General features: G+C 59.5%; 21 protein-coding genes and 2 pseudogenes. 18 read left to right on the top strand and 5 right to left on the bottom strand.

Annotated elements, in window-relative coordinates:
* Positions 1-13: 13 nt before the first annotated feature.
* From nifK to ACZ89F_RS25990, 7 genes are all read left to right on the top strand, one after another.
* Entirely contained in the window at positions 14-1555 is a 1542-nt protein-coding gene (gene nifK, locus ACZ89F_RS26020) for a nitrogenase molybdenum-iron protein subunit beta (protein WP_476094859.1), read from the top strand.
* 63 nt (positions 1556-1618) lie between these two features.
* Entirely contained in the window at positions 1619-3121 is a 1503-nt protein-coding gene (gene nifE, locus ACZ89F_RS26015) for a nitrogenase iron-molybdenum cofactor biosynthesis protein NifE (RefSeq protein ID WP_476094857.1), read from the top strand.
* The gene (gene nifN / locus ACZ89F_RS26010) at positions 3118-4500 is read left to right on the top strand and encodes a nitrogenase iron-molybdenum cofactor biosynthesis protein NifN (protein ID WP_476094856.1); all 1383 of its coding nucleotides are present in this window, start codon (positions 3118-3120) and stop codon (positions 4498-4500) included. Before nifE ends, nifN begins: the two co-directional genes overlap by 4 nt.
* Positions 4466-4963 carry a nitrogen fixation protein NifX gene (gene nifX, locus ACZ89F_RS26005; RefSeq protein WP_476094854.1) on the top strand — a complete coding sequence of 166 codons (498 nt, stop codon included), beginning with the start codon at positions 4466-4468 and terminating at the stop codon, positions 4961-4963. Before nifN ends, nifX begins: the two co-directional genes overlap by 35 nt.
* Before the next feature lie 14 nt (positions 4964-4977).
* Positions 4978-5457 (top strand): NifX-associated nitrogen fixation protein, encoded by a 480-nt coding sequence (locus tag ACZ89F_RS26000; protein WP_476094852.1) that lies wholly within the window; start codon positions 4978-4980, stop codon positions 5455-5457.
* Positions 5450-6268: a response regulator transcription factor gene (locus tag ACZ89F_RS25995; RefSeq protein WP_476094850.1), complete on the top strand. Its 819-nt coding sequence runs from the start codon at positions 5450-5452 to the stop codon at positions 6266-6268. Before ACZ89F_RS26000 ends, ACZ89F_RS25995 begins: the two co-directional genes overlap by 8 nt.
* Before the next feature lie 100 nt (positions 6269-6368).
* Positions 6369-7253, top strand: coding sequence for a universal stress protein (locus ACZ89F_RS25990; RefSeq protein WP_476094848.1), 885 nt, complete (start codon positions 6369-6371; stop codon positions 7251-7253).
* 1199 nt (positions 7254-8452) lie between these two features.
* Here the strand turns inward: ACZ89F_RS25990 and pyrE are convergent.
* From pyrE to ACZ89F_RS25975, 3 genes and pseudogenes are all read right to left on the bottom strand, one after another.
* Positions 8453-9049, bottom strand: a complete 597-nt coding sequence (gene pyrE / locus ACZ89F_RS25985) for an orotate phosphoribosyltransferase (protein ID WP_476094847.1) — start codon at positions 9047-9049, stop codon at positions 8453-8455.
* A 625-nt stretch (positions 9050-9674) separates the two neighbouring features.
* Positions 9675-9836 (bottom strand): hypothetical protein, encoded by a 162-nt coding sequence (locus ACZ89F_RS25980; RefSeq protein ID WP_476094845.1) that lies wholly within the window; start codon positions 9834-9836, stop codon positions 9675-9677.
* A 269-nt stretch (positions 9837-10105) separates the two neighbouring features.
* Positions 10106-10846, bottom strand: a pseudogene (locus ACZ89F_RS25975) (acetoacetate decarboxylase); the annotation flags it as partial.
* Positions 10847-12089: 1243 nt separating this feature from the next.
* Between ACZ89F_RS25975 and ACZ89F_RS25970 the strand changes: the two are divergent.
* The 6 genes from ACZ89F_RS25970 to ACZ89F_RS25945 all read left to right on the top strand — a co-directional run bounded on the left by ACZ89F_RS25970 (position 12090) and on the right by ACZ89F_RS25945 (position 16238).
* Positions 12090-13226, top strand: coding sequence for a TlpA disulfide reductase family protein (locus ACZ89F_RS25970; protein WP_476094843.1), 1137 nt, complete (start codon positions 12090-12092; stop codon positions 13224-13226).
* Positions 13227-13564: 338 nt separating this feature from the next.
* Positions 13565-14056, top strand: a complete 492-nt coding sequence (locus ACZ89F_RS25965; RefSeq protein WP_476094841.1) for a DUF269 domain-containing protein — start codon at positions 13565-13567, stop codon at positions 14054-14056.
* Entirely contained in the window at positions 14040-14243 is a 204-nt protein-coding gene (locus tag ACZ89F_RS25960) for a CCE_0567 family metalloprotein (protein WP_476094839.1), read from the top strand. The genes ACZ89F_RS25965 and ACZ89F_RS25960 overlap by 17 nt, the downstream gene beginning before the upstream one ends.
* Complete coding sequence (gene fdxB / locus ACZ89F_RS25955; protein WP_476094837.1) at positions 14240-14557, top strand: ferredoxin III, nif-specific; 318 nt, start codon at positions 14240-14242, stop codon at positions 14555-14557. The genes ACZ89F_RS25960 and fdxB overlap by 4 nt, the downstream gene beginning before the upstream one ends.
* 83 nt (positions 14558-14640) lie before the next feature.
* The gene (locus ACZ89F_RS25950) at positions 14641-14754 is read left to right on the top strand and encodes an exopolysaccharide production repressor protein (protein ID WP_476097388.1); all 114 of its coding nucleotides are present in this window, start codon (positions 14641-14643) and stop codon (positions 14752-14754) included.
* Between the two features lie 470 nt (positions 14755-15224).
* The gene (locus ACZ89F_RS25945; RefSeq protein ID WP_476094835.1) at positions 15225-16238 is read left to right on the top strand and encodes a 1-aminocyclopropane-1-carboxylate deaminase; all 1014 of its coding nucleotides are present in this window, start codon (positions 15225-15227) and stop codon (positions 16236-16238) included.
* Between the two features lie 618 nt (positions 16239-16856).
* Here the strand turns inward: ACZ89F_RS25945 and ACZ89F_RS25940 are convergent.
* Positions 16857-18659 (bottom strand): ABC transporter ATP-binding protein, encoded by a 1803-nt coding sequence (locus tag ACZ89F_RS25940; protein ID WP_476094834.1) that lies wholly within the window; start codon positions 18657-18659, stop codon positions 16857-16859.
* Between the two features lie 276 nt (positions 18660-18935).
* Between ACZ89F_RS25940 and ACZ89F_RS25935 the strand changes: the two are divergent.
* Positions 18936-19178 (top strand): annotated as a pseudogene (locus ACZ89F_RS25935) (1-aminocyclopropane-1-carboxylate deaminase); the annotation flags it as partial.
* Here ACZ89F_RS25935 and ACZ89F_RS25930 read toward each other — a convergent pair.
* The gene (locus tag ACZ89F_RS25930; protein ID WP_476094832.1) at positions 19168-19386 is read right to left on the bottom strand and encodes a GDP-mannose 4,6-dehydratase; all 219 of its coding nucleotides are present in this window, start codon (positions 19384-19386) and stop codon (positions 19168-19170) included. The pseudogene ACZ89F_RS25935 and the gene ACZ89F_RS25930 overlap by 11 nt on opposite strands.
* 796 nt (positions 19387-20182) lie before the next feature.
* On the opposite strand from ACZ89F_RS25930, the gene ACZ89F_RS25925 reads away from it, so the two are divergent.
* From ACZ89F_RS25925 to ACZ89F_RS25910, 4 genes are all read left to right on the top strand, one after another.
* Positions 20183-21484: a lysine N(6)-hydroxylase/L-ornithine N(5)-oxygenase family protein gene (locus tag ACZ89F_RS25925; RefSeq protein ID WP_476094831.1), complete on the top strand. Its 1302-nt coding sequence runs from the start codon at positions 20183-20185 to the stop codon at positions 21482-21484.
* A gap of 78 nt (positions 21485-21562) precedes the next feature.
* On the top strand, positions 21563-22102 hold the full coding sequence (locus tag ACZ89F_RS25920) for a phytanoyl-CoA dioxygenase family protein (RefSeq protein ID WP_476094830.1): 540 nt from the start codon (positions 21563-21565) through the stop codon (positions 22100-22102).
* Positions 22071-22535, top strand: a complete 465-nt coding sequence (locus ACZ89F_RS25915; protein ID WP_476097387.1) for a phytanoyl-CoA dioxygenase family protein — start codon at positions 22071-22073, stop codon at positions 22533-22535. The genes ACZ89F_RS25920 and ACZ89F_RS25915 overlap by 32 nt, the downstream gene beginning before the upstream one ends.
* A 248-nt stretch (positions 22536-22783) precedes the next feature.
* The gene (locus ACZ89F_RS25910) at positions 22784-24787 is read left to right on the top strand and encodes a class I tRNA ligase family protein (protein WP_476094829.1); all 2004 of its coding nucleotides are present in this window, start codon (positions 22784-22786) and stop codon (positions 24785-24787) included.
* Positions 24788-26435 lie beyond the last annotated feature (1648 nt).

Genomic DNA, 26435 nt, shown 5'->3' with positions numbered 1-26435 from the left:
AGAGGTAACACCAATGCCGCAGTCGGCCGAAAAGATTCTCGACCACGCTCCCCTGTTCCGCGAGCCGGAATACAGGCAGATGCTAGCCGAGAAGAAGCTGAATTTCGAATGTCCGCACCCGGATCAGATCGTTACCGATCAAGGCGAATTCACCAAGACCTGGGAATACCGCGAAAAGAACCTCGCCCGAGAAGCGCTTGTGATAAATCCCGCCAAGGCCTGCCAGCCGCTCGGCGCGGTGTTCGCGGCCGCGGGCTTCGAGCGGACCATGTCCTTCGTCCACGGCAGCCAGGGCTGCGTAGCCTACTACCGCTCGCACCTGTCTCGCCATTTCAAGGAGCCTGCTTCGGCGGTTTCCTCCTCGATGACCGAGGACGCGGCAGTATTCGGCGGCCTGAAGAACCTGGTCGACGGGCTCGCCAACACCTACCAACTTTACGACCCGAAGATGATCGCAGTCTCGACGACTTGTATGGCGGAAGTCATCGGCGACGACCTGCACAGCTTTATCGAGAACGCCAAGGACGAAAATTCGGTCCCGCGCGATTTTGACGTGCCCTTTGCCCACACGCCGGCCTTCGTCGGTAGCCATGTCGATGGCTATGACGGCATGCTCAAGGGCATTCTGGAGCACTTCTGGAAAGGCCAGCAGCGCACGGAAGCCAAGGGAACCATCAACGTCATTCCGGGCTTCGACGGCTTCTGCGTTGGCAACAACCGGGAACTCAAACGCCTGCTCGATGTGATGGGCGTGTCCTACACCTTCATCCAGGACGCGTCTGACCAGTTCGACACGCCGTCAGACGGGGAATACCGAATGTATGACGGCGGCACGAAGATCGAAGATGTGAAGGGGGCACTTAACGCCGAGGCGACGCTTTCACTGCAGTACTACAACACCCGAAAAACGCTGGACTACTGCGGGCAAGTCGGGCAGGCCACGGCTTCGTTCCATTACCCGCTCGGCATCCAGGCGACTGACGAATTCCTGATGAAGGTCTCGGCGCTTTCCGGGAAGGAAATCCCCGAGGCAATCCGCCTGGAGCGCGGCCGACTGATTGATGCCATGGCGGACAGCCAGTCCTGGTTGCACGGCAAGAAATACGCGATCTACGGCGACCCGGACTTCGTGTACGCCATGGCCCGCTTCGTGATGGAAACCGGCGGCGAGCCGACACATTGCCTCGCCACCAACGGCAGTTCGGCGTGGGAAGCCGAGTTGAAGGAACTGCTTGCATCCTCGCCTTTCGGCAAGGACGCTCAGGTCTGGGCGGGCAAGGACCTTTGGGCGATGCGGTCGCTGCTCTTCACCGAGCCAGTGGACCTGCTGATCGGCAATTCCTATGGCAAGTATCTGGAGCGCGACACCGGCACCCCGCTGATCCGGCTGACGTTTCCGATTTTCGACCGGCACCACCACCATCGCTTTGCGCTCATGGGCTACCAGGGCGGGTTACGCGTGCTGACGACGATCCTCGACAAGATCTTCGACAAGCTCGATCGCGAAACGAGCCAGACGGGCGTGACGGACTATTCCTATGACCTCACCCGCTAGAAGACCCGGCCGGCTTTTCGCCCAGGCTGTTCATTGCCCGAGTGGACTTTGGAGACTGACGCAATGACCTCGCTCAGTGCCAAGATCCAGGACGTTTTCGACGAGCCTGCCTGCGACAAGAACCGTGGCAAGGACGCCAAGGCCCGCAAGGAAGGCTGCGCCATGCCGCTGACGCCGGGAGCGGCAGCGGGCGGTTGCGCCTTTGACGGGGCCAAGATCGTCCTGCAGCCGATCACTGACGTTGCGCACCTGGTCCATGCGCCGCTCGCCTGCGAGGGCAATTCCTGGGACAACCGCGGTGCAGCTTCGTCTGGGCCAACCTTGTGGCGCACAAGCTTCACGACCGACCTTACTGAACTCGATGTGGTGATGGGGCAGGGCGAGCGGAAGCTCTTCAAGGCTATCCGCCAAATCAAGGAGACCTATGCGCCGCCGGCGATCTTTGTCTATTCGACCTGCGTGACGGCGCTCATCGGCGACGATATCGAGGCCGTCTGCAAACGCGCCGCCGAAAAATTCGGCCTGGCGGTGGTGCCGATCAATGCGCCGGGCTTGGCCGGCTCCAAGAACCTCGGCAACAAGCTCGCCGCCGAGGCGTTGCTCGATCATGTCATCGGCACGGTGGAACCCGACGACGCCGGGCCGTACGACATCAACATCCTTGGTGAATTCAACCTTTCCGGCGAATTCTGGCTGATAAAGCCGCTCCTTGATCGGCTCGGGATCCGGGTGCGTGCCTGCATTCCGGGCGACGCGCGCTATCTCGACGTTGCTTCCGCGCACCGCGCCCGGGCGGCTATGGTGGTGTGCTCGACGGCCCTCATCAATCTAGCCCGCAAGATGGACGAGCGCTGGGACATCCCTTTCTTCGAGGGCTCCTTCTACGGCATCTCCGACACGTCGGAAGCACTCCGAAGCATTGCTGAGCTGCTGGTTAGGAAGGGCGCCGATGCGGAGATCCTCGGCCGCACGGAGACGCTGATCGCCGAGCAGGAGGCGGTTGCATGGAAGAAGCTCGAAGCCTACCGGCCGCGGCTCCAAGGCAAGCGTGTACTGCTCAACACGGGTGGTGTGAAGTCCTGGTCGGTCGCCCATGCGCTGATGGAGATCGGCATGGAGATCGTGGGCACCTCGGTCAAGAAATCCACGGTCGAAGACAAGGTGCGGATCAAACAGATCTTCAAGGACGACAACCACATGTTCGAGCAGATGGCAGCGCGTGACCTTTACGCCATGCTCTCAGGAGGCAAGGCCGATATCATGCTGTCGGGCGGGCGCACGCAATTCGTGGCGCTCAAGGCCAGGACGCCCTGGCTCGACATCAACCAGGAGCGCCAGCACCCTTACGCCGGTTATGACGGCATGGTGGAACTTGTACACCAAATCGACCTCGCCATTCACAACCCGATCTGGTCCCAGGTGCGGACGCGGGCGCAGTGGGATTGCCGGCCTGATCCGAAGGATGAACTGCCGAGCATGAAGAACGCGACCTGGACGATGCACGCTGTCCAGGAATTCGCCGGCACGACGCCGACGATTTCGGCGAGTGTTGAGGAAATCCGATGACCCGCGTCCTTTCCCAGGCCAAATCAGCTTCGATCAATCCGCTGAAATCGTCACAGCCGCTCGGTGCCGCCTTGGCCTTTCTCGGGATCGATGGCGCCGTGCCGCTGTTTCACGGCGCCCAGGGCTGCACCAGCTTCGCGCTTGTGCTCTTCGTGCGACATTTCAAGGAAGCGATTCCCCTACAGACCACCGCGATGGATGAAGTGACAACCATCCTCGGCGGGTCAGACAATCTGGAAGAGGCGATCCTCAACCTCAAGACTCGCACGAACCCAAAGCTGATCGGGGTCTGCACGACGGCCCTGGTGGAAACCCGTGGCGAAGATTGCGCAGGCGACATTGCCGACATCAGGCTGAAACGGGCGGAAGAACTCGCGGGTACGGAGATCGTGCTGGCCAACACGCCGGATTTCAGCGGCGCCCTCGAAGAGGGCTGGGCCAAGGCTGTCACCGCGATGATCGAAGGCATTACGCGACCGGGCGAGCGGCCGCGCCAGTCAAAGAAGATCGCGATCCTGCCCGGCTGGAATCTCACCGTGGCTGACATCGAGCATTTGCGCGAGATGGTTGAAAGCTTTGGGCTGCAGCCGGTGATTTTGCCGGACGTCTCGGGCTCGCTTGACGGCACTGTACCAGACCACTGGGTCCCGACCACCTATGGCGGCACGAGCGTCGAGGATATCCGCGAGCTCGGCGCGGTCGAGCACTGCATCGCCATCGGCGAGCATATGCGCCGCCCGGCCGAGGTTCTGCACAAGGTGACCGGCGTCCCTTACGCGCTCTTCGAGACGCTGACCGGATTGAAGGGCGCCGATCAGTTCGTTTCCCTGCTGTCCGCGATTTCTGGCGAGTCTGTGCCGGCCAGCGTGCGCCGTCGGCGGGCGCAATTGCAGGATGCGTTGCTCGACGGACATTTCCATTTCGGAGGCAAGAGAATTGCTATCGCTGCTGAACCAGACCAACTCTATCAATTCGCCACCTTCTTCGCGGGCATGGGCTCCCAAATCGCTGCGGCGGTCACCACGACCGATATGTCGAAAATTCTGGAAAAGGTACCGACGGAGTCGGTTCAGATCGGCGATCTCGGCGATCTGGAAACGCTTGCCGCCGGCACTGATCTTCTGGTCACCCATTCACATGGAGCGCAGGCGTCGCAACGCCTTGGCATTCCGCTCATGCGCATCGGCTTCCCGCTCTTCGATCGGCTCGGCCGCCAGCACAAGCTCACCATCCTCTATCAGGGAACCCGCGATTTGGTTTTCGAAGTTGCGAACATCTTCCAGGCCAACCGGCTCGCGCCAACGCCTCAAGAAGTTGATCCATTCCGGAAGCGAGAAACGCAAGATGGGCCCCGTTCGTCGCCTCTCACTCGTTACTGACGAGGGCCAAGGTCCAATGCGTGAAAGACAAGCAGGCGCCTTGCGCGTGGCAATCGCAACACAAGACATGAAGGAGATCAATGCGCATTTCGGGTCGGCCAAGCGCTTTGTTATCTACGATGTGACGCGCGAGGAGTGGAACCTCGTGGAAGCCGTGGCGTTCGACGACGTCTCCGACGAAAGCGGACAACATCGGACCGAGGGCGATGACCGTATCACACCGAAGGTGGAAGCGCTGAAGGGCTGCCATCTCCTGTTTTGTCTGGCAATCGGCGGACCTTCGGCAGCCAAGCTTGTTTCGGCAAAAATCCATCCGATCAAGGTTCAGCAGCCTGAGAGTATCCAAGAGGTGCTGTTGCGCACGCAGATGAAGCTAAGGGCCTGTCCTCCCCCCTGGCTGCGAAAGGTGCTGGCTGAGGCAGGCATCGCGGAGAAGAAACCGTCCTTTGAGGACGACGACTGAAATGAGGAGGCGAAATGTCCGACCCTGTGGTTAGCCCTGCTGTCGCCGAGGACGAGGTGGCGCTTGCCAGCCCGTTCCTCAAATGCCTCGTGCGGCTAATCCGTGCTCAGGATTCCTACGGGGCGTGGGAAGGCAAAGCGGACCCCGAGCTGCTGGCCGCCTTCATCATCACTAAGGAACAGCGCCGTGCAATCCCGATCATCGGCGATCCCGATCCGGACGTGCTGTGGAGGCTTGATATGTTTTACACCGCGGTTGGGCTTGCGATCGAGGAGCGCTGCGGCCTGATGGCATCGCCGATCATGGAGCTGAGCCATGAAGGCTTTGGGCGCGTGCTTTTCACGGCGGGGCGGTTGGTAGCTCTGTCGAAGACGCTGCGCGACGTCCACCGGTTCGGCTTCGAGACGTTCCGGAAGCTTGCTCAGGCCGGCACGAAACTGGTCGGCGACGCAATCGCCACCATCGAGACCTATCCCGAGGTGGCGCGTGCGTGATGAAGCAGGTTTCGAGCAAAGGGGCCATGACAATCTTGAGCAGCCGCGGTGGCCAGCCGTCGCAGCCGACGCCATCCAGGCGGATGAAGCTCTTCGAGTAGCACCGATGAAGCCACTGGTGCTGATCTGTTCGGACGATGCGGAGTTCTATCTGAATTATAGCCACATTCTGGAGGCGGACGGCTTCGCGAGTGAGTTGGCAGGCTGCGCGGAGGAAGCATTTGTATTGGCCGAACAACGGGAGTTCCACGCCGTCGTGCTGGACTGCGTGCCAGCAAGCGCGACGGGAGCCACAATCTGCGCCCGCCTCAAGGAGGAGCCGCGGACGGCCGACCTGCCCATTGTTGCCCTGATCGCGCCCGGCGCCGAGAACCAGCACCTCGATCTCCTGAAGGCTGGCATTGACGAGAGCTTTGTGCGGCCGATCGCCCCGGCCAAGCTTCTCGACTGTCTACGGGAGAGGCTGGCGCTGACGAAGCGGGGTGCAAATGGTCTTGCAAACGGCGGCTGGCTCACCTGTGGCGGCCTCGAAATCAAGTTGGATGCCCACCGGGTTCGCGGCAATGGGCACGACATCCATCTCGGACCGATCGAGTTCAACGTGCTGCGGCTTCTGATTGAAGCTCCCGGGAAGGTCTTTAGCCGGGACGAGCTTATCGGAGCGGCCTGGCCGGCCAACATCCATGTCGGTGCACGCACGGTCGATGTCCATATCAGCCGGATCAGAAAAGCCCTGAAAACGGCTTCGCCCGACAGCTTCATACACACCGTCAGGTCGGCCGGCTACTCGCTCGAGAAGCCGGAGGACTGAATCAAGTGCCGGATGTGGCGCCACTCCCTTTCCGTCGCGCTTTGGGCCGGTCTTGCGGCTTGAAGCGCCCCTAAACGATTACTCAGGAAGAAGCAGGCAAATGGGTTTTAAAACCGTACTCTGCGTGACAGACGCCGACCATTCCGATCAGGACATCAGAACTGCTGCCCGCTTGTGTGCCGAAGTCGGCGCGCATCTTTCCGTACGGATCATACCGGCTCTGATGCTCGTTATGTCATATCCGCCGATCGGAGATGGTGTCCCCGAGTGGCCTACGGGACGTGGACCGGCAATGGCCACATTCAACAATCGGTTTCGGCAAGACAGATTTACACAGGACGTGCTCAGACTGGAAAGACGCTCCAAGGACATCCAGAAACTGCTGAGGGCCATGTGCCTTTCCTATGACGTCGATACGGATTATTGCGATTTGACCAGCGTGGGTGAGGTGGTGCGACAGCGGGCGCTCTGCGCCGACCTGACAATTGTCGGCCCCGCACTTCTCAACGACAGTATTGTCGGACCTGTCGTCATCAACGGCAGCTTATTCGATACGGGAAAACCGGTGCTTATTGTGCCGAACGGCGCTAAGGCGACCCTGTGGCCACGGCGCGTCTTGGTCGGTTGGGATTCACGACTTGAGGCGTGCCGTGCGGTTCGGGAAGCGCTGGGTCTCTTATGCGCTGCTGAGGAAGTTCGTGTTGCCCTGGTCGATCCGAAGGCGAACCACAACGGGAACGGGGCGGAGCCTGGAGCCGACATCGCTGCTTATCTCACCCGGCATGGTGCTCGGGTGTCGGTTGACCTACTGCCAAGTGCCGGCAAACCGGCGGCCACGGTGCTTGCGCAGCACGCAATCGACATTTCTGCCGACATGATAGTCATGGGCGGTTATGGCAGCCGTCGGCTGCGTGAGCGGCTCTTTGGCGGTGTGACGAGATGGATGGTTGAGAAACCGACATTGCCGCTGTTTTTGGCTCGCTGACTGGTTCCAAGCCGCAAAGATGCTGTTCAACGATCCACGGTGATCTCCAAGTCGAAGAAATGGGCAGCGGGATATGAATGTTCGACTATTGATCATGGGCGGTGGCATCCGCGGAATGATGTCCGCCTTTTTGCGGCGAGGGCGGGAGCCTTAGCCGAGAGCATCTTGACCGAACAAGTGCTCGGACCCAGCGGCACATCGTATTATTCTGCGGGCGTGCCTTTCCCCTACGCTCGACAAGACCTTACGTTCACTCGCAAAGAGTGCAGCGGCCTTAGCGGCCATGGCTGAGCCCGCGGTCAGCGGGGAGGGTCCTTGCCTTTGGCGATGCATGTCGTGGCTGGACCGGGTGAGGTGAGTCCGGCCCAGTCTACCCAGCCTCTGCGCCCGCCCCGAAGCCGCTCGCCCGCTCAGCGCTATCGAGGGCGCGCTCGCGAGCGGCTTCGCTAACGCTGCGCTACAGCGCGTGCAGGGACGCGACCCAGGGAAGGCATACTCCAGCGTGTCTTCGCCCAATTCCGTTTCGGTGGCCCGCCTCAAGCCGGTCTTCCAACCGAAGGCCGAACGAGCCAATTCGCCAGCCAACTCCACCAACGATTGTCTAAATCCGCAACCCGGGCGGTTCGCTCGGGCTCGCTTGCTTGAGCTCGGCACAGACGGGATCGCGAGCATGATGCCGCGGAATGGGAACGCACCCATGCTTGGGCACGAGGGCCCCGTGCCAATGCGCATCGCGCCAATCGGCGTCGTCACGTCCGAGATTCAGCAGCGGCTGCTCGGCGCTTTTACGCTCGCATATGCGTCGGCACGCCGCTAGCGATCGATGACGCACTGCCGACGAGGCTGCTCGTTCCACGAAAAAGCGATAAGCGCGAGATTAATGGGCAACCTCGTCGGGACCGAAAAGAGCGTTAAACCGGGTTGCTAGATCAATCCAGGGTGCCGCGTCGCGGCTCTCTGAAGCTGTTCGAACGACGGCCGCCAGATAATCGGTAAAAGCCTTCAGTCTTATGGCGCCTTGCTCTGAGAGGTAGTCAATGGCGTCAAGCCGCTGGTGAACAGCAGCGAGCATATGTTGCACCAAAAGCAGGGAGGATGGGCAAGGGCAATCGCTCTTACTCGCGAGGCGCCTGCACTCGCTGCAAAGCGGCGGAATGTCCTCTAAGGATAGGTCGCCGGAAAGACGTTGTATGAGATTGTCAGTGGCGTTCCACAAATTCGCTCGCAAGCAGTACGGAGTGCAGCGTGACGCCATGTTGGGCTAGCAGCGCCGTAGCTCCCTCGTCACGGTCCACGAGGCAAGCAGCGTCACCCACAATGCCGCCGACGCGGCGAACCTCTTCAATCGCCTTCAATATCGAATTGCCGCTTGTGGCAACGTCGTCAACGATCAGGACCACTTTTCCCTCGAGATCTTCTTTAGGCCCAAGACCTTCAATCACGTCCTTTGTGCCATGGGACTTTGGAGCCTTGCGAACGAAGATCGTGTTTATGGGTTTGTTCATCACCGAGCTGACAGCCGCCATCGATCCGATTACGGGGACCGCTCCCATTTCAAGGCCGCCGACGTACTCTGCTTTCACTTGCTCAGCTATTTTTAGGAACTCAAGAGCGGCAAGTTGCGCGCCTCGCGCCACCATCATGGTAGGCTTCATGTTGAAATAGATGTCGCTCTCTATGCCCGACGAGAGCGTGTAGCGTCCGAAACGAAAAGAGCGCTCACGGACAATCTCGCGGAGTTCGTCCTTGTCGTGTTGGCCGGAATCAACTGGTCTGAATTTCGCCAGTGCCGCCATAGATCAGACCTCGCCCCTAGGGAAAAATTGGGTGCGGCATGCATCTAGTCACTACCGCTATGTGGCTTATGCAAGTGTTCGCGGGGTGTGTCAATTAATGTCAATACCGGTGCGACCGTTTCGCGCAGATTTTATAATTATTGTTATTGGGTGCCTAAAGCGTGATCACGGGCTTCGCTACGGCTGGGTAGCCTTGGCTACCGGGCCTTGCCCGATCTCGGCCAGGCACGGGTTTTCTCGACGCGGGCCGTCTCTTTGAGGATTTGGGCGTTTCATCCTCGTCCCCTCGAGTTCCGCCTCGCTCGGCCCCGTTTTGCGCCAGCTTCTTAACCAGGTTACCCATGAGGTGAGCGTTTCGGCCGCCATGTCGGCCCGTGTCGCTCTTGTGATGACGAGTGGGCAAGGCCGCGCTTTTCGTGCAACCTCCTCGTAAAGGCGAGGTAAAGTTCGAGCCGCCGGGAATTTCGTTCATCAGCACCGCGGCGCAACATTTCGGCTCGCTTCGTCTGACGACGCGGTAAAAACCAGCAGCAAAGTCCAAGGTAGGTCGTAGTCCACCTCCCCTGCCGGCCGAGTCTTTACGCGATATCGGCGACAGGGGCGAGCGTCTGCCTCTAGGCAAGCCTTACACTGATTTTGGTGGCATTGAGTTCGCCGACACCGTGACATGCAGCCTATCACGGGCGGGAAGTGCCTGGTGGCAGAACTCGACATACGGCGCTACGTTCTGGACGCTGGCGTTGCTGACCAGGACATCGAGGCGCCCGAAGGTTTCGATCGTCTGCATCAGCCGCTTTCCAACTGCCCCTCACTCCGGCAACCATCTTTTGTCAATCGATCGATCCCGGACGCCGTTGTTGGACTTCGCTGTGATCAAGATGCGCGGACCACTCTTGCTCCCTCGCCGGCGAACCGCGCTATCCTTGCCGACCCCGCTCGCGGCTCCGGTGATCAGCGCCACCTTGTCAAGAAGCCGGCCACCGGCTCCCCGTCGCGCTGGTTCAATGAGATATCATTGTAAAGTTCATGGTTTCTTCCTTTCCGATGGCGAGGCTCGGCTTCCGCGAGATAGTCATGGACGACGTTCCCGAGCGCGAGCGTGAGATCTGCGACGAGGTGTACGGCCGAAACGACTTCCAGCACCGGCAGCTCGGCGACTGGGGCCAACGCGTGTGACCAAAGGTTCAGTGCTGCCGGGCCGGTCCAGGCGCCCTGCAGATTGATTTCCTCCAGATGATATTCCACGAGCTCACAGATGCGCGGCGTGCCGTCGACATGCGGGATGATTTTGAGGAGGAAGTTCGGTTCAGCGAGCGAGGCCTTCACGCTCGCGAGGTCGGCGGCTCGGTGCTTGTAGCCCATGGTACCCGTCGCGACACGGACCGGCCCGTAGTCCAGCGTGCCAACAAGGGTATCCGTCTCCGTTCGGAGCGTCGGGCTAGCGAGCTTCTTGGGAAAGCCCCAAAGCTCGCGTCCGCCCGCTATCGGCGGATGGTCGTCGAGAAACATGCAGTGGGTGTAGCTCCCCCTGCGGCCACAGAAGGAGACAGGGATGACCTGTCCGCCTTCCGTGTAGTCGCCGAAGCCCGTCGAGTCCGGCATGCGAATGAACTCGAATTTGACCAGAGGCTCGCACACCTGAAGCGGCTCCGGCACAAGGTCGCGCAGTTTCTGCGGATCGGTGCGATATGTGATGATCAGATACTCCCGGTTGCGGAAGCGATATGGGCCGGCCGGGTAGGCCGGGCTGGTCAGGGGCATGGCGAAAGCTCTCCCACGGACGGTATCTTGGTGCATGTTTGAACTGCCTTTGTGCTGGATCAAGTGGGCTTAGATCGGTCTGCATGATGGCGGCGAGGCTCTCCGAGGTGCCTTCGTTAGCCTCGTAAGGGATGCATGGCGTGATCGCGCGTAGACCATTTTGCGCTGGGCAATTGCCTTGGGGCGCACTCATTGGCGATGGTCGCGGACGCGGTTCCATGGCTCTGAAGGCAAGATTCGAGGTAAAGTGATTTTGTTCCTCTTTTGAAGGCGCTGCTTCCCGTCTGCCCTCGTGGTAGGAGGAAGTGGAGTGGCGCCAGCTCCGATTTTCTCCTCATGACGGGGTTTTGCGGATCAACGCGCATGCGCCATGCCAAATGAGAAATCGTTCGAGGCAAAGCAATAGATCTTGCTCAGCTACGTTATGTATCCGACGTTGTCGGAAATCGGATAGCGCCGAACGGGACCGCTTGCCGATTGGGAGGACGTCTCGTTCGTGCGCAAGAGGATCTCCGCCCCTCAGGCAAATAGCTCCGACCGGGCGCTATGCTTCACCACCGTCGGCCCGGGAATTAACGCTCTTTATGCCCAGGTGTTGTCCCACTGGACGCCGCGCATTCGCCATCATGTGAAAGAGTTCTACCAGCTCGACGACCAGAAATTCTCGACCAGCCGCGGCCATGCGGCTGGGGCAAGGGGGCTCTGGGCCCAGAGGCAGGTTGACGTCGTGCGTACCCATTCGGCGCTGCCAGGCCCGGAAGGTGAGCGTTCACGCTGGACGCGCTCCGCCGCAGGGGGACGAGACATTTCAAGGGAACTTGCGATATCCGTCCTGTTACCCTGGCCGTCTTTACCGGTGCGGTCCGAGGCGCTGGTCAGCGTGGCGCGCCTTGCATAGTGCCCGATCACCCGACAACGCCTGTCATCCATCGCGAGAAATACAGCGGACCTCATTTGCTGGCAGAATGCCTATCCGACCCAATCGTACCTTCTTATGGCGGCTGGCTCGAAACCCGACAGCGGCAGAAGACATGTCGGGTTCACGACAATCGGCCGTATTTGGGCTCGTGGAGAATTTTCAAAGCATTCCCCGCCGCTTACCGGAGCTGAGGGAATTGGCACGTCCGTTGCAGCTTGATGGGAGGCAACACTGTGAGAGGGCCGATCGCAGCGACGCGCAAGAGGAGCGATGGCCTCGTGCCTCGTGTGTTCCGATTCTGACAGAGAAACCAACTCGCGACAAAAGCCACGAAAAGGTGAGATAACTTTGGATACGAACATGGAACTGCGTATGGGGTCCCCGGCTCCTCCGATCAAAGTGGAGAACTGGCTGCGTGGCGAGCCCCTCACGAACTTTCAAACCGGCAAGGTTTACCTCGTTGAATTTTGGGCGACTTGGTGCGGACCATGTGTAACGGCCATGCCCCATTTAATTGAACTGCAAGAGAAATATGAAGACAGCGGATTTGAGGTCGTCGGAGTTGCCGCTTTCGAACAGGGCCCAACCGCAGACGAGGCGCGGACCAGGTTGGATACCTGGCTGACCGAGAAGTTCTCGAATCTGAATTATCGAATCGCGTTCGATCACACAGGTGAAATGAAGCGACTGTGGATGGAACCCAGTTCTTCACTCGGGATTCCCGCCCCGTTCGTGGTCGACCGCGACGGCCACATCGCTTTTATCGGCCACGCGGCGCATCTCGATGTCGTTTTGCCGAAAGTCCTCAACGGCAGCTGGCGCAGCAGCTATGAAGCGAAAGCCGCCGATGCAAAGCGAATCGCGAATAACCAAAGTAGAGCGCGCGAACGGTCAATATACGCCAAACTTCGGCCGGCGATGCAGGCCGAGGATTGGACGGCGGCACTCTTGGCCATCGAAGAAGGCCTCGCCTTGATGCCAGACTCTTACGATTTCCGGCTGACTCATGCGGATTTACTGCTTCACAAGCTGCGCGACATGCAGACCGGCATGCCGCTCATGCGAAAATTAGTCGAGGACGCGATCGACAAAACGTCCGAGGCCGTGTCTTGGATGGCCCTGAACCAACTCTTCGATCCCTCGATGGACAATTCCCATCTTCCGCGCGCTGAGCGCTTTGCGATGGGCAACGAGCTCTCGGAACAGATACTGACACTAAATCCCCCACAAGGCGATGGCCCGTCTAAATACCGCCGGTACCTCCCGGTTGCTCAGTATTATTACGAGAGCGGCAACAAAGATCGCGCGATCGAGTTGATCGAGGTGGCAATCAAATCGCTGGACCATCTGGGGCCAATATCGGACCGCAAACAGCACTACCTTACCCCATTGCTCCAAGCACTGGCCAACTACACGGGTGAGCCTGCCTGTCACGCGGATCTTTGTGTGGCTCCGCAAAACAAGGCATCCGAAACTCAAAACGCAGTCAATTCCTGAGCAAGGTCGCGCAGGGGATGACAATTGGAATTGAACACTGGCCGATCCGCCCAGTCGTGGCCCGTTTCTAGCAACTATGTCGTGCAGCAAGGGCGGACGGCTTGCGGCAGGTTGGATTTCAATTGCGTTGACGTCCGGTCGGATCGCGGCGCAGGTGATGTTCGCCGTGAATTCGTGCCACGGTGGAAGGTCTCGCACGCGTGGCAATGTCGAGGTCGGCCACGGGATACTATTGCGACCGGCCCGCCCAAGCCATTCGTCGGCCACGCAAGTGGGCCCAAAGTAGGCAAGAAATCGTCCTCTGAAGAAGACGAGACTGAAACTTGAGGAAAAACGAAATGCCTCATGCCCCGGTTGGCCCTGCTGTCAACAAGGACGACGAGGCCCTTGCTCGCCCGTTCGTCAAATGCCTCCTGCGGCTGATCCGTACTCAGGATTCCTTCGGGTTATGGGAAGGCAATTCGGACGCCGAGCTGCTGGCCGAATTCATCATCACCAAGGAACAGCGACGTGCGACCCCGGTCATCGGCGATCACGATCCGGACGCGCTGTGGAGGCTCGACATGTTTTACACCGCCGTGGCGCTTGCGATCGAGGAGCGCTCCGGCGTGTCGACGTCGCCAATAATTGGAATGAAACCCGTGGGGGCTTCGGGAGGTTGGTCGGTTTGTCGAGACGTCCACCGGTTCGGCTTCGAGACCTTCCGCAAACTCGCTGAGGCCGGTACGAAACTGGTCGACGATGCAACTGCAGCTACTCGAAGCCTAGCCCGAGATAGCGCGCGTAAAGAAAAGCATTGTTCGAGGAGGATCTATGTCAGACCTAGATAAGATGAGGAAGAAAGTCCGAAAGCTTCAGTTGCGTCCAGCTATTCCTAAGATGGCATTGCATGACCTTGTCGAGGATCTTCCGGTCAAGTGGACCGAGATACAAGAAGTTGCCGAGAAAACCCACGCCCTTCATGCCGAGTTGGATGCTGCCAAGCGAGAGCTCGCTACAATGAAGAATGTACGATGAGGCGCACGTTCACCACTCGTGACGGCTCCATTTGGATGCCGTCGTACCTGACCTTCATCGACCGCAAGATCTGCATCGGCTGCGGCCGTTGTTTCAAAGTCTGCTCGCGCGATGTCATGCATCTTCACGGCGTCGATGACGCGGGTGAAATCCTCGGCCCCTGCGATGACGATGACGACGATTTCGACGGCGAGCTCAATCGCATGATCATGGTTGTCGATGATGCCGGCCGCTGCATCGGCTGCGGAGCCTGCGGCCGAGTCTGCCCAAAGAACTGCCAGACGCATGTCGCGGCCGACGAGCTCGCAGCATGATCTGGCGGACAAACCAGGAGAACGCGTTGCACTTCATATCCTTTTGTCGACTCCTGGGGCTGGTCCTGTGCAGCAATCTGTAGATTGTTTACTTCGCTGCGGATTCGATCCGTCTGGCAGTCGTCACGACGCTGGCATGTTCGCTGCTGCTTCAGGTCGGCTATTTCGGCAGCGTGCTCTTTTCGATGGCGGTCTAGCCGCGCTTTCACAGCTCGCCACAGGGGCCATCATGTCGATGGTTTCAAGGAAGCTCGATATCAGTCGCCTGACTCTGATCAGCTGCGGAATCAAATTTCAGCTGTGTCCCAGCTGCCCAGCATAGCGCTGTTGCTTTGGGGCGCGGTCGCCAGAGAAGTGCTCAGTCGACATCACTTTGGATCGCCCTGATCACTGAGCTGACCGTATAGGGAAACTGTGTTTGTTAGTCGGCCGCGACCGCATTCGGTTTGTTCTTACGCCAGGAGATGCAGGTGTTGGTCGACTGGGCACATAAGTCATCGCAGCACGCCGGATGCGGGGCTGCTTCATCGCAATGACGAGCTCGGCGCTGGAACAACGATGAACCTGTTCTGCACTCGTCTCGAAATGGGGCTGGCTTCAAGCAATAAGCCCTTGGGCTCACCGGTTCGTAGCTGGTTCAGCCCAATCACCTCTTGCTGGAGAAAGCATGCTGGAAAAATTCGAACGCTATCCGCTCACCTTTGGGCCCACGCCCATCGAGAGGCTCGACCGCCTCGGCCAGCATCTGGGCGACAAGGTGGAAATCTACGCCAAACGCGAGGACTGCAACTCCGGTCTCGCGTTTGGCGGAAACAAGCTGCGCAAGCTCGAATACATCATCCCCGATGCGATCGCGTCAGATGCCGATACGCTCGTCACCGTCGGCGGCGTGCAGTCCAACCACACTCGGATGGTCGCAGCAGTCGCCGCCAAGATCGGCATGAAATGTCTCCTGGTTCAGGAGAGCTGGGTCCCACATGCAGATGTTGTCTATGACCGGGTCGGCAACATTCTTCTGAGCCGCATCTTGGGCGCAGAGGTGCGCCTGGTCGACGAGGGCTTTGACATCGGCACCCGCCATAGTTGGGAAAAAGCGCTTTATGAGGTCAAGGCAAGGGGAGGCAGGCCTTATGCGATACCAGCGGGGGCGTCTGTTCACCCGAATGGCGGTCTCGGCTATGTCGGGTTCGCCGAGGAGGTGCGCGCCCAGGAGAAACAGCTTGGGTTCGTCTTCGACTACATCGTTGTTTGCACGGTGACAGGTTCAACGCATGCCGGCATGATCGTCGGGTTCGCCCAGGACGGTCGACAGCGCAACGTGATCGGTATCGATGCTTCTGCCACTCCCGCAAAGACCAAGGCTCAGGTGCTTGGTATTGCCCAACAGACAGCGCTGCTCGTCGAGCTCGGAACGGAACTTGTCGAGGAAGACGTGGTATTGCTCGAGGACTACGCGTACCCGCGTTATGGCGTCCCATCGGAGGAAACCAAAGAGGCAATCCGTCTGTGCGCGCGGCTCGAGGGCATGATTACCGATCCCGTTTACGAGGGCAAATCGATGCAAGGGATGATCGATCTCGTCCAGAGGGGCTTCTTTCCGCAGGGATCGAGGGTCCTCTACGCACATCTCGGCGGCGCGCCGGCGATCAACGGGTACGGCTACACCTTTCGCAACGGCTGACGTTCGGCAGACCACGATTCCGCCGTCCTGCCGTACCGGACGTGCATAACCTCGGTCAGCGCTGAGCCGGAGGCCGCGATAAATCTCGCGACGTCGATGATCTGCGGACTGTTCAGTCTCTCCGCAGAGGGCAGGCGATTCCCAATTCCTTCCTACGGTTGGCTGTAATCGAAGACACAAGGCCGGCGAGTTCGTGCTCCGCTGCCACTCGTGAGCAAGAGGATGGGATCCAATCCGCCGGAGCAAATGACGAGATCTGAGCGAAGGCTGCGGTCGGAGATTCCTGCGCTTCCAGACTCTGAGAGACAACATTGCGAACCGGAGGGAGTTTGATGCGTTGACGTCCTGGGCAGGGTGGGGCCAGCGACAGGGTACCAGCCGGCCGGAAAGCACCGCCCCATTTCAATGTGCGCTGACTTCGATTCCTTTGGCGAGATGTGGGTAACGGCGGCAGGGAGGGCGCCGCGCATTTACCACACCCAAATGACCGGCGACATTGCCGCCGTTTTCCGGCCCCGCCGACCGCCGGCAGTCGCCACCCGCGCTCGTTCGGTAAGCGCTCACAGGCCACGCGCCTCTCCGGCAACGGGCCAGCGCATCGCGCAATCCGGTTGGCGCTCAGGCAAGGCCCTTCGCTAGTTCCAACGCCTGCCGTTCAAAGAGGCGGCGGTAAATGCCGCCATCGAGACCGATCAGCGCGGCATGATCGCCGTCCTCGATGATGCGGCCACGATCGAAGACGAGGAGCCGATCGAGCGCGCGGACCGTCGACAGCCGGTGTGCGATGACAAGCGTGGTCCGACCAACCATCAACCGATCCATTGCATTTTGAATGAGAACCTCGGATTCCGAATCGAGGCTCGATGTGGCCTCGTCCAGGATAAGGATCGGCGCATTCGCGAGGAAGGCGCGCGCGATCGCCACCCGCTGGCGCTCACCGCCGGAGAGCTTCACGCCTCGTTCGCCGACCAATGTCCCATAGCCTTTTGGCAGGGGCGCGATGAATTCGTGCGCACTGGCCAGTCGTGCCGCTTGCTCGATGTCGGCCTGGCTCGCGCCAGGCCGGCCATAGGCAATGTTCTCGGCGAGCGACCTGTGAAACAGGATTGGCTCTTGCTGCACGATTGCGATCTGCGAACGAAGCGACTCTTGCGTCACCTCGGAGACGTCCTGGCCGTCTATCAGGATCCGGCCGCCGCTCAGGTCATAGAGTCTCTGGATGAGCTTCACGAATGTTGTCTTGCCGGAACCGGAGGGACCAACCAACCCGACCCTTTCGCCAGGCTCAATCGACAGCGAACATTCGCTATAGAGCGGCAGAGGACGGTTGCCGTAGCGGAAATGGACGTTCTCGAAATCGATGCGGCCCTTCGTGATCCGGATCGGCTTGGCCTCTGGACTGTCAGCAACCCCGAGCGGCTGGTTGTGGATGGCAACCAGTTCTTCCATATCATTAACCGAGCGCTGCACGTTCCGGACATGCATGCCGGCATCACGCAGATAGCCCTGTAGGATGATGAAGGACGTGACAACATATGCTATCTCGCCCGGCGTTGCCTGTCCGTGAGTCCACAGAAGCAGGGCATATCCGATCACCGCCACCCTGAGCGCAACCAAAGTGACGCCTTGGGTTGAGCCGATGATCGTTCCGCGCACCCAACTCCGGCGCGTGCGGTGCCGCCATTTGGTCATGATGTTTGCAAGGCGCTCGTCTTCGCGGACCTCCGCGCCGAAGCCTTTGACCACAGCGTTGCAGCTAACCGCATCCGCAAGCGCGCCGCCGAGCCTTGTGTCCCATCTGTTGGCAAGGCTCGCCGCCGGCGCGACATAGCTGAGCGCCAGCGAAATCGAAAATGCAAGGTAGATGAGGGAGCCGCAAGCAAAGATCACGCCCATGATCAGCCAGTGCCAGCCGAGCACTGCCGTCGAACCTATAAGAATGATAAAGGACGGAAACAGCGCGAGTAGTATAGTGCTGTTTAGGAGGTCCAGCGCCCACATGCCGCGCGTTATCTTGCGCACTGTCGAGCCGGCGAAGCTGTTCGCATGCCAGTCTGTCGAAAAGCGCTGGACATGATGGAACGCTTCGTTCGCGACATCGGACATCATCTTCAGCAAAAGGTCGGTAATGCCAATGAAGGCGATGTGGCGCATGGCGATGGCAGCGAGCGCTAGCGCAATCGGTACAGAGAAGGCTGCAAGGGCCGAATCCCAAGCTGGTGCTGCCACAGCAGCGCCAGCTGCAACAGCATCGATGAGACGGCCCGAATAGATCGGCATCAGCACGTCAGCCAGCGTGGAGGCGAGCATCGCGGCCATGATGATCGCGAACCGGGCCGGCTGCCTGTGCCAGTGGTGCACAGTGAAGGCGAGAACGCCACGAGAAGTGGCGCCGCGCTGATGGACGGGGAAACGGTTCATTGTTTTAAAGCGGGCGCATCAACACGCTCCGTCCTAAGGAAATTAAATGACAAAACTGGAATTTTCGACATCACCCACCACAATAAGATCGGTGGGCAGCCTCTGCTGCCCCTCAAACGGTCAGCATCAAAAGTTGTGCCAACTACAAAAAGGGCTCAAAACTTCTGCATGTTGCTCAACGCGTTGAGAGTCCGGCAGGCCAAGCACAATTGTCACGGACTCGACAACCGGCGGTGGATGGAGGCAAAGACGACAGGATCTAAAGGGCTTCTCGGCAACGGCAATCTTGCATTCGGCGAAAACAAGCGGCGTAAGCTCAATACGTCATTCCTGACGCGACCACGTCAGACGTCGACACACTTGTCTCCATCGCGGACTGGCAGTCCAAACTGTATGATCGCGACGGTTGCCGCCAAGATCGGCATGAGATGTCGTCTACTTCAGGAGAGCTGGGTCCGCATGAGGATGCAGACTACGACCGGGTCGGCGACATTTTCTCTTGAGCGGATCATGGGAGCAGTACGGCCCGAAACAAACGTTTGTCTATTTGGATCAGTGCCAGGTTGTTCCTGCGTTCGCGGCCCACCTCGTCAACGCCTTCGCCTTCCCGGAATATCTCCTTCCCGAACCTCCTGACGGCAGCCTCGACAAAGCTGCGGACCGAATGCGTCTCGCCGGTCGCGAGGAGAAAATCGTCAGGCTCGTGATGCTGCAGGATGGGCCACATACATGCCCCCGACACATAGCTGTGTGACCATCTTTAGCGCTGCGCCTCGAGTGAGTGAAGTAGGCATCCGAATCTCGCCTCGATCTTTCGCAAGACGGGAGAGACCTCCTGGAGGCCGCGCCTTCCAAAGGCGTTTTTCCCGATTCGCGCTGCGAGGAGGTGGCAAGAGCCGTTTCCGCGCCACAGTCCGTAAACTTGGGTTGCCGGCCGCCCCTAATTTCCGGTGCGGAGCCGGCCTATTGGCCCTACCGGCAAGAGGACGGCGACGTGCAAATCTGCCGCTGGCGCTTTCCCCGCAATGTCGGATACCCGACAGGATCACACCAGTTTGCCAGTTGTTTTGATTATATTTTCCTTCTGGCACGTCCGATGCAGGGGATCTTGTGAACGCACAAGCGGATGTCCTCCTATGATCAGGCTCACTGAAGAATGCTGTTGCCGCACTCGATATCGCGCCTTCGCTCACCCCCAGCCGATCAAAAGTCGGCGCATCATCTTGGAGTCGGGCGACTGCGCCTGTTTCAAACGCCGAACAAGGTTGGAAAGCATCTGGATGACTGAGCCGCTATCATCGAAGCGGGCGGAGATACGTCGATCCCGCCCAGGCCCCACACGTCGCCAACATGAGTGTCGATCTCCTCATTTGGCTGGGATCCCTTGGCCTTAAAGCCGACCACACGAAAGCGGGGGCACACTCTAGCGAATCCAGCGGCACCGAGGTCAAGAATGCCCGCGTAGAGGAGAGGCCCAATGACCGAACATCGCCTAATGGGGAAACACCTACAGGAGGAAGAAAATGGAGCTCTCTTGCATTGGGGTGGGTGCTGGACCGTCTAATCTGAGCCTTGCGTGTCAGACACATGAGCAGATCGGGCGAGGGGCACTGTTCTTGGATCGGCAAGTCGACTTCCGCTGGCACCCAGGCCGCGCATTCGATTCCTCGGAGCTCCAGGTCAGCCACTTCAAGGATCTGGTCACGCTGGTGAATCCGCGATCAGCCTACACTTTCGTAAACTACCTGCACGAGAACGGGCGTCTGTACCACTTCTTGAATGCACAGTTCGAGGGCGTGCTCAGAGCTGAGTTCGAGCAATACTTGAACTGGGCCTTCCAGAGGAACCCGCTTGTCCGCGGCGGCCAGACTGTGCGCGAAATCCGCTTTGACGGCGAGTTTCGGGTGTGGACCGACAACGCAGTTCTTGGCGCTAGAGACCTCGTGGTCGGCGTCGGCAAGCAGGCGCGGATTCCGTCTCATTTTCAGGGATGGACTGGGCGTAACCTTTTCCACTCATCGGAATTACTGCACATCGATCCTGAGGTTTGGAAAAAGGACGTTTGTATTGTTGGTGGAGGCCAGTCGGGAGCCGAGGTGCTGTTGCGCCTTGTCGGCCAGCCAAAAGCGCGGCGGCCTCGATCGATCACTTGGGTCTCGGAGCGCGAAAACTATCTGCCCATCGACAACAGCCAGTTTACCAACGAGTTGTTCATGGCCTGCTTTTCGGATCGCTTCGCGGCAATGAGCGAGTCGCAGCGCAAAGTGTTCCTGAGGCGTTTCGTGCTTGCTTCCGACGGCATTTCGGAAAACACGTTGCGCGCGGTCTATCAGGCGCTGTATCGCCACGCGTTTTTAACAAACCACTGCGAAATCACGCTGCTGCCGGGTTGCAGCGTCTCACACTGCATCAACCTCGGCGCGGGTCACCGGCTGACCCTCCAGCACGGTATGGAGGAGGTCGAAGAAGTCACGGCCGACATCGTCATCCTGGCCACCGGTTACGAGAACGCGGTGCCAGGCTTCTTGGAACCGATGGCGGACCGGCTGGAAAAGATCGACAACGAATTGGCTATTCGCGAAGATTTTTCGGTGTGCTGGGACGGGCCGCGTGACAGACGCATCTTCGTACAGAACGCGAGCCTAGGACAACGTGGGCTGGCTGATCCGAATCTAAGCCTGCTGGCCTGGCGAGCGCGTCGCATCCTCGACAGCCTTCTGGGGCGCGTGCCGCGAGCAAACCCCCAGCATCCCGGCTTCATCGGCCCTACCTCCATCGAGAGCTGGTCCGACCCGGTGGCGGAAGAAATGGGCAGCGGAATATGACCGGCCGACTACTGATCATCGGCGGTAGCATCCTAAGAATGATGTCCGCCTTCGCTGCAGCGGAGGCCGGAGAGCGGGATGCACTTAGCCTCGTCGTCTCACATGCCGTGGAGGACCGTCTCCGTCGACCACCACCTGACCAGCGCCCGATCGCCGGAATGTTCAACCAACCAGACTTTCCAACAGGAGGCTTTTCGCATGTTGACTGATGCACAAAGAGAAAAGTGGCAGAAGGACGGATACGTCAGAGTCGAAAGTTTCTTCGATCCCGCGGCTCTGGAAGGCATTTCCAGCTTTGTTGAAGACGTATCACGCTGGGAGGTCAGCGATGATAAATGGCTCATGTGGTTCGAGAGGACGACGGACAATCGAAAGATCATCTCTAAGGCCGAGAATTTTCTCGACTTCCATGATCCGTTGCGTCATTTGCTTCCTGGAAGATCAGCGCATAAAGTCTGCGGTCGAGGATTTGCTTGGCGAAGAGTCGCGCAGGCTCAAGGAGTTGCTGATTTTCCACTATCCCGACAGCGGCGGCTATCGCCCGCATCAGGACATTTACCACATTCCACACAGACTGCCCGAGCGGATGGTCCATGCGGTCGTTCCGATTGGCATTGACGACTCCGACCCGGACAACGGCGGGCTTTTCTTCAGACCCGGCAACCACAAAAAGGGGGTATTTCCCATGGATGCCGGCGGGGTGATCGATCCTGAAGTCGCCGAAATGTTTTCCTGGAAACCCGTAGTATGGAAGGCTGGCGACATCTTCATCTTCGACGATTACGCACCGCATTACTCACTACCGAACAAAAGCAATCGTTCGCGGCGGACACTCTACTTGGTGTTTCAGCGTGCTTCAACCGGTGGACCGACCCGCGCTGAATATAACGTGCTTAAGCGCGCCCTCAACCCGCCCGAGGGCAAAGTGGCCGATCTCGACAAACTCAAGCCCCCAACGGCATTTTTTATCGAGATTGAGCCCACGGGGCCAACGAGGCATGCACACGGAACCGATGGACCGCAAAAAATGCGCGGGAGCATGGGGTTCTGATTGCCGGCTAATGGAGCATCACCCCATTACGACGCTTCGGCATGTCGATTGTGGGGTGGTCGCCGGGCGGTCTTCTGTGACGCCTAAAGCCCTAACTGGCGCGCCCGTCGTCGCCCGCCTGGGGGCCAGAGCCGGACTATTCTGGCGGGGCCGCCCACGGGTCGGGCTACCGCCTCTGCTGCGCAACTTGCAAAGGAGGCTGTTGCGTTCGCACGAAGATACCACTGCTTCAACAGCTGAGGTTCGTCATGCGCAAATCCACGTTTTCTCGAACGGAGCTGTCACGGGCGTTCGGTATCGACATGGCCACGCTTGGAACGGGAAGCGCTGGTACGGGATTTTCATTCGGAAAGGTTGGACCGGGAGTCACATCCGAGCCCCATCGGCACGACGAAATCGAGGCCTTCGTGGTCCTATCTGGCGCGGGCAAGGTCAGGACCGACCTTGGGGAAATCCCGGTCGAGGCCGGCGATGTCGTCCTGTTCCACCCTTTTGAAGCGCATGTGCTGCGCAACGACGGGGACGAAGATCTAAATTTTGTCGATGTCTACTGGCGTGACGGCAAGGCCGCCCTCGATGCCGCTGCGAAGGTCCCGACTCCGCGCCGGCCGATCTTCGTCTTTTCCACGCCGCCGACGCCTAATGGCGATCTGCATTTAGGGCATCTTTCTGGCCCTTATTTTGGCGCCGATGTCTACACACGTTTCCTGCGCATGAAAGGGGCCGAAGCCTATCACCTGACTGGAAGCGACGATTACCAGAGCTACGTCGCCACGCGTGCCGACGCCGATCAATCAACGCCCTCAAAGGTGGCGCGCCACTACGCGGAAGAGATTCGCACCACGCTTGCACTTCTTGATTGCGAGGTCCACAGCTTCCTACCCACGTTGGGCGATGAAGCTTATGCAGAGTTTCAAGCCGCGTGTTTCCGTTGTCTTCTGAGCAGCACGGCGGTAGATCTGCGCCAGAGCCCTGCGCTTTTCGATGCAGTGACAGGCGACTACCTTTACGAACCGGATGTAAGCGGCCTCTGCCCCGATTGCGGCGGCTCCGCTGGCGGCAACATCTGTGAGGAATGCGGCTCGCCGAACCTATGCCACGACTTACGTGCAGCCCGGTCTCGTCAATCGGCCGAGGCGCCGGTGGTCGGCTCCCTGCTCCGTGCCGAACTTGCGCTGGAACGATGTTACGACAATATCGACCGGCATTTAAGTGCGTCGGGAGCCCCCGTTCGGATCATGGACCTGTTCGCGCGTCTACGCCAACGCGGCAACTTTTCCGTGCCCATTACCCACCCCTCGGACTGGGGCCTGCCGGCCGAAGGGCTCCCGGGGCAGGTGATCTGGGTCTGGCCGGAGATGGCCTTCGGTTTTCTTTACAAGATCCAGGCGCTAGCTCGGTTGCTTGGTCGCGACTGGAATGCGGCGATGCCCAGCAATGACTGGCAGATTGTCCATTTCTTCGGTTTCGACAATTCCTTCTACCACGCGCTACTATACCCCGCTCTTTATGCCGAGGTGTTCTCCCACTGGACGCCGCGCATCCGCTATCATGTGAACGAGTTCTACCTGCTCGACGGCCAGAAGTTCTCAACCAGCCGCGGCCATGCGGTCTGGGGCAAGGAAGTTCTGAGCCCAAAGACAGTCGACATCGTGCGTCTTCATTTGGGCCTGACACGTCCGGAAGGTGAGCGGACGAACTTCACGCTGGACGCGCTACGTCGCACCGAGGACGAGATATTCCAACGGATCTGGCTGAGTTGGCTTGATGGGCTGGACCAGGAAATCAAGCAAGACTTTGGTGGCCGTGTGCCCGACGCAGGCGATTGGGCTCCGGCCGACCGCGCCTTCTTTGCTCGGATAGAGATCCATCGCGCGGCGATCGAACGCGCCTATTCGGACGATGGCTTCTCGGTCCGGCGCGCGGCCGCACAGGCATGCGATTTCGTGCGCGATTGCGTGATCTACCGTCAGGCGCAAGACTATGCAGCGGCGCGACGTCTTTTTCCCGCCCGCACCCGGACTTCGCTCGCGCTTCAGGCTACGGCCGCTGCGATCCTGGCGCAGACACTCGCACCGCTGATGCCCCGATTTGCCAGCACGCTGGCGCGAGGCATCCATGGCCTCTCAATCGAAACATGGCCCACGTCCGTCCGGCGCCTTGCGCCGGGGACGATCTTTGATCTCGGACCTGTGCTAGGGTTCTACGACAGATCCGACAATTCTGTTCTCAATCACCAGAAATCGATATGAGGACACCTGGCATCCGGGTGGTGAACTATGTCTATGGGGCTAGCAATCAACCATACGCGGCGGCGGCCGAGCTTCTGGACAGCTTTGGCCTCGGCGACAAGGTTCACGCCCGCTCTTGTCGATGACCAGGGCAAGCGCGGCTCCTTGGAAACGTCGGAAAATCCATGGCGCGTTTCCGCTTGAGCCTGATCCCTATGTCGTGGTCGGCCTCGATTCGTCGGAAACCCGTAACCGGTTCAAGGAACAGAAAGTAAGCTACGTGAGCGATGAGATGCGAGCGCTTGCTCGCGCGCTAAGGAATCATAGATATTTATGCCCGGGCGAGAATTGCTTACTTTGCTCAGCTGAAGCTTGAACAGGAGGCTCTGTGGGTCGCAAACTGGACAAGCTGATTCAGCGGACTGCCGCTGGACGCCTAGGAGCAGCTGAGACAGTCGCGGTTGGACGGAGATGCAGGCCCTGCGTAGTGCAAGCCGCTAGCTTCGACGAGATCACCTCGGCAGATGCGGCAAAACTCTCCACAAAAGACCCCGCTTTCGCATGAGGAAGCAGTTGATCGCTCTCCCGCAAGGGAAACTCCAGCTGAGGGTGGCAGCGGAAACTCGCAAACCATCGATGCCTTGTAATCGCTGCCATCAAACCGGCTCATTGCATGTCTGACCACCGGCACCTGCTTCTTGCGAGCCGCGCACCTTCCATCCCTAATCACATTGGTGAAAGCTTGAAAGCTTTGGTTTGCAAGCATTTCTGCGAGGCAGTGTTGTCATGGATAGGATTGGCTTTGACTTAGCGCAGTCCCATCTCAGGGAACGCATACACCAGGGTGGCTTTGCCACGTCCAGTTTCGTAGGCGCGGCCCCAGCCGGTCCTCCCAACAAAGGCCGAACTCGTAAGCCAGCCTACAACCCCACCAAAGCGATCCTCAGTTGCCTGGATCGGCCGCCCCAGGGCGGTTCGCTCGATGCATGAGGCGCCGGGCGCAGGGGAGCGTGATGGGCATCAAATTGCGCAACCACCAGGCTGTGTCGGCCCTTCAAATGCGGGTGGCTGTCGATCCCGGTGTCGGGCTGTCATCGCGGGGGCATAGCCGTTTCCGAGTCCAATGCCGCCCCGTGGTAGTGAGGGAGTAGTGAGGGACGCGGCGCCGATGGGAAGCGATAAGCCAGCCACATGCTGATCCAGGCCACCGAATCGAAACGTTTTACATCTTGCCCCGCGTGCTGCGCGATGTCACGTTCCGCATGGGGCGGGGAGAGATCACGACCTCCTCGACGGGCAAAAGCAGGGAAAAGCAGGCTGGGCCGCATCATCACCATCATCATCATCGGGGTTACCCCTCGCGGCGACGGCGGCATCCCCTTCGCCCACGAGCGGAGCACATGCTAAGCCGAGCACCCCGGTGTCGGAACCTGCAATGCTTCCTAAGTCTGTGGCGAAAAATCGGATCGCGAATGCTGGTTCTGCATCTAGCGAAACTGCTACGCAACATTCGGCAACTCGCACCCGACGCGCTGGGCTCATCGGGGCTAGGAGAAAAGATCAGCCATGAGCCGTGGGGCATTCGCTGCACGCGAGACCCAGCCGTCAGCGCCCTTTCGAGGGACGCCGAAGTGCTGCTGCTTTACGAGCTGGTGCCAATCTCCCCGTA

The sequence above is a fragment of the Mesorhizobium sp. USDA 3734 genome, from assembly GCF_056279665.1.
This window is presented reverse-complemented; position numbering and strand designations above follow the sequence as displayed.

What these genes read in the sequence shown, in the direction of transcription:
- nifK (WP_476094859.1), top strand. Translation starts at nt 14, where the DNA reads ATGCCGCAGTCGGCCGAAAAGATTCTCGACCACGCTCCCCTGTTCCGC.
- nifE (WP_476094857.1), top strand. Translation starts at nt 1,619, where the DNA reads ATGACCTCGCTCAGTGCCAAGATCCAGGACGTTTTCGACGAGCCTGCC.
- nifN (WP_476094856.1), top strand. Translation starts at nt 3,118, where the DNA reads ATGACCCGCGTCCTTTCCCAGGCCAAATCAGCTTCGATCAATCCGCTG.
- nifX (WP_476094854.1), top strand. Translation starts at nt 4,466, where the DNA reads ATGGGCCCCGTTCGTCGCCTCTCACTCGTTACTGACGAGGGCCAAGGT.
- ACZ89F_RS26000 (WP_476094852.1), top strand. Translation starts at nt 4,978, where the DNA reads ATGTCCGACCCTGTGGTTAGCCCTGCTGTCGCCGAGGACGAGGTGGCG.
- ACZ89F_RS25990 (WP_476094848.1), top strand. Translation starts at nt 6,369, where the DNA reads ATGGGTTTTAAAACCGTACTCTGCGTGACAGACGCCGACCATTCCGAT.
- pyrE (WP_476094847.1), bottom strand. Translation starts at nt 9,049, where the DNA reads ATGGCGGCACTGGCGAAATTCAGACCAGTTGATTCCGGCCAACACGAC.
- ACZ89F_RS25980 (WP_476094845.1), bottom strand. Translation starts at nt 9,836, where the DNA reads ATGCAGACGATCGAAACCTTCGGGCGCCTCGATGTCCTGGTCAGCAAC.
- ACZ89F_RS25970 (WP_476094843.1), top strand. Translation starts at nt 12,090, where the DNA reads ATGGAACTGCGTATGGGGTCCCCGGCTCCTCCGATCAAAGTGGAGAAC.
- ACZ89F_RS25965 (WP_476094841.1), top strand. Translation starts at nt 13,565, where the DNA reads ATGCCTCATGCCCCGGTTGGCCCTGCTGTCAACAAGGACGACGAGGCC.
- ACZ89F_RS25960 (WP_476094839.1), top strand. Translation starts at nt 14,040, where the DNA reads ATGTCAGACCTAGATAAGATGAGGAAGAAAGTCCGAAAGCTTCAGTTG.
- fdxB (WP_476094837.1), top strand. Translation starts at nt 14,240, where the DNA reads ATGAGGCGCACGTTCACCACTCGTGACGGCTCCATTTGGATGCCGTCG.
- ACZ89F_RS25945 (WP_476094835.1), top strand. Translation starts at nt 15,225, where the DNA reads ATGCTGGAAAAATTCGAACGCTATCCGCTCACCTTTGGGCCCACGCCC.
- ACZ89F_RS25940 (WP_476094834.1), bottom strand. Translation starts at nt 18,659, where the DNA reads ATGAACCGTTTCCCCGTCCATCAGCGCGGCGCCACTTCTCGTGGCGTT.
- ACZ89F_RS25930 (WP_476094832.1), bottom strand. Translation starts at nt 19,386, where the DNA reads ATGTGGCCCATCCTGCAGCATCACGAGCCTGACGATTTTCTCCTCGCG.
- ACZ89F_RS25925 (WP_476094831.1), top strand. Translation starts at nt 20,183, where the DNA reads ATGGAGCTCTCTTGCATTGGGGTGGGTGCTGGACCGTCTAATCTGAGC.
- ACZ89F_RS25920 (WP_476094830.1), top strand. Translation starts at nt 21,563, where the DNA reads ATGCACTTAGCCTCGTCGTCTCACATGCCGTGGAGGACCGTCTCCGTC.
- ACZ89F_RS25915 (WP_476097387.1), top strand. Translation starts at nt 22,071, where the DNA reads ATGGTCCATGCGGTCGTTCCGATTGGCATTGACGACTCCGACCCGGAC.
- ACZ89F_RS25910 (WP_476094829.1), top strand. Translation starts at nt 22,784, where the DNA reads ATGCGCAAATCCACGTTTTCTCGAACGGAGCTGTCACGGGCGTTCGGT.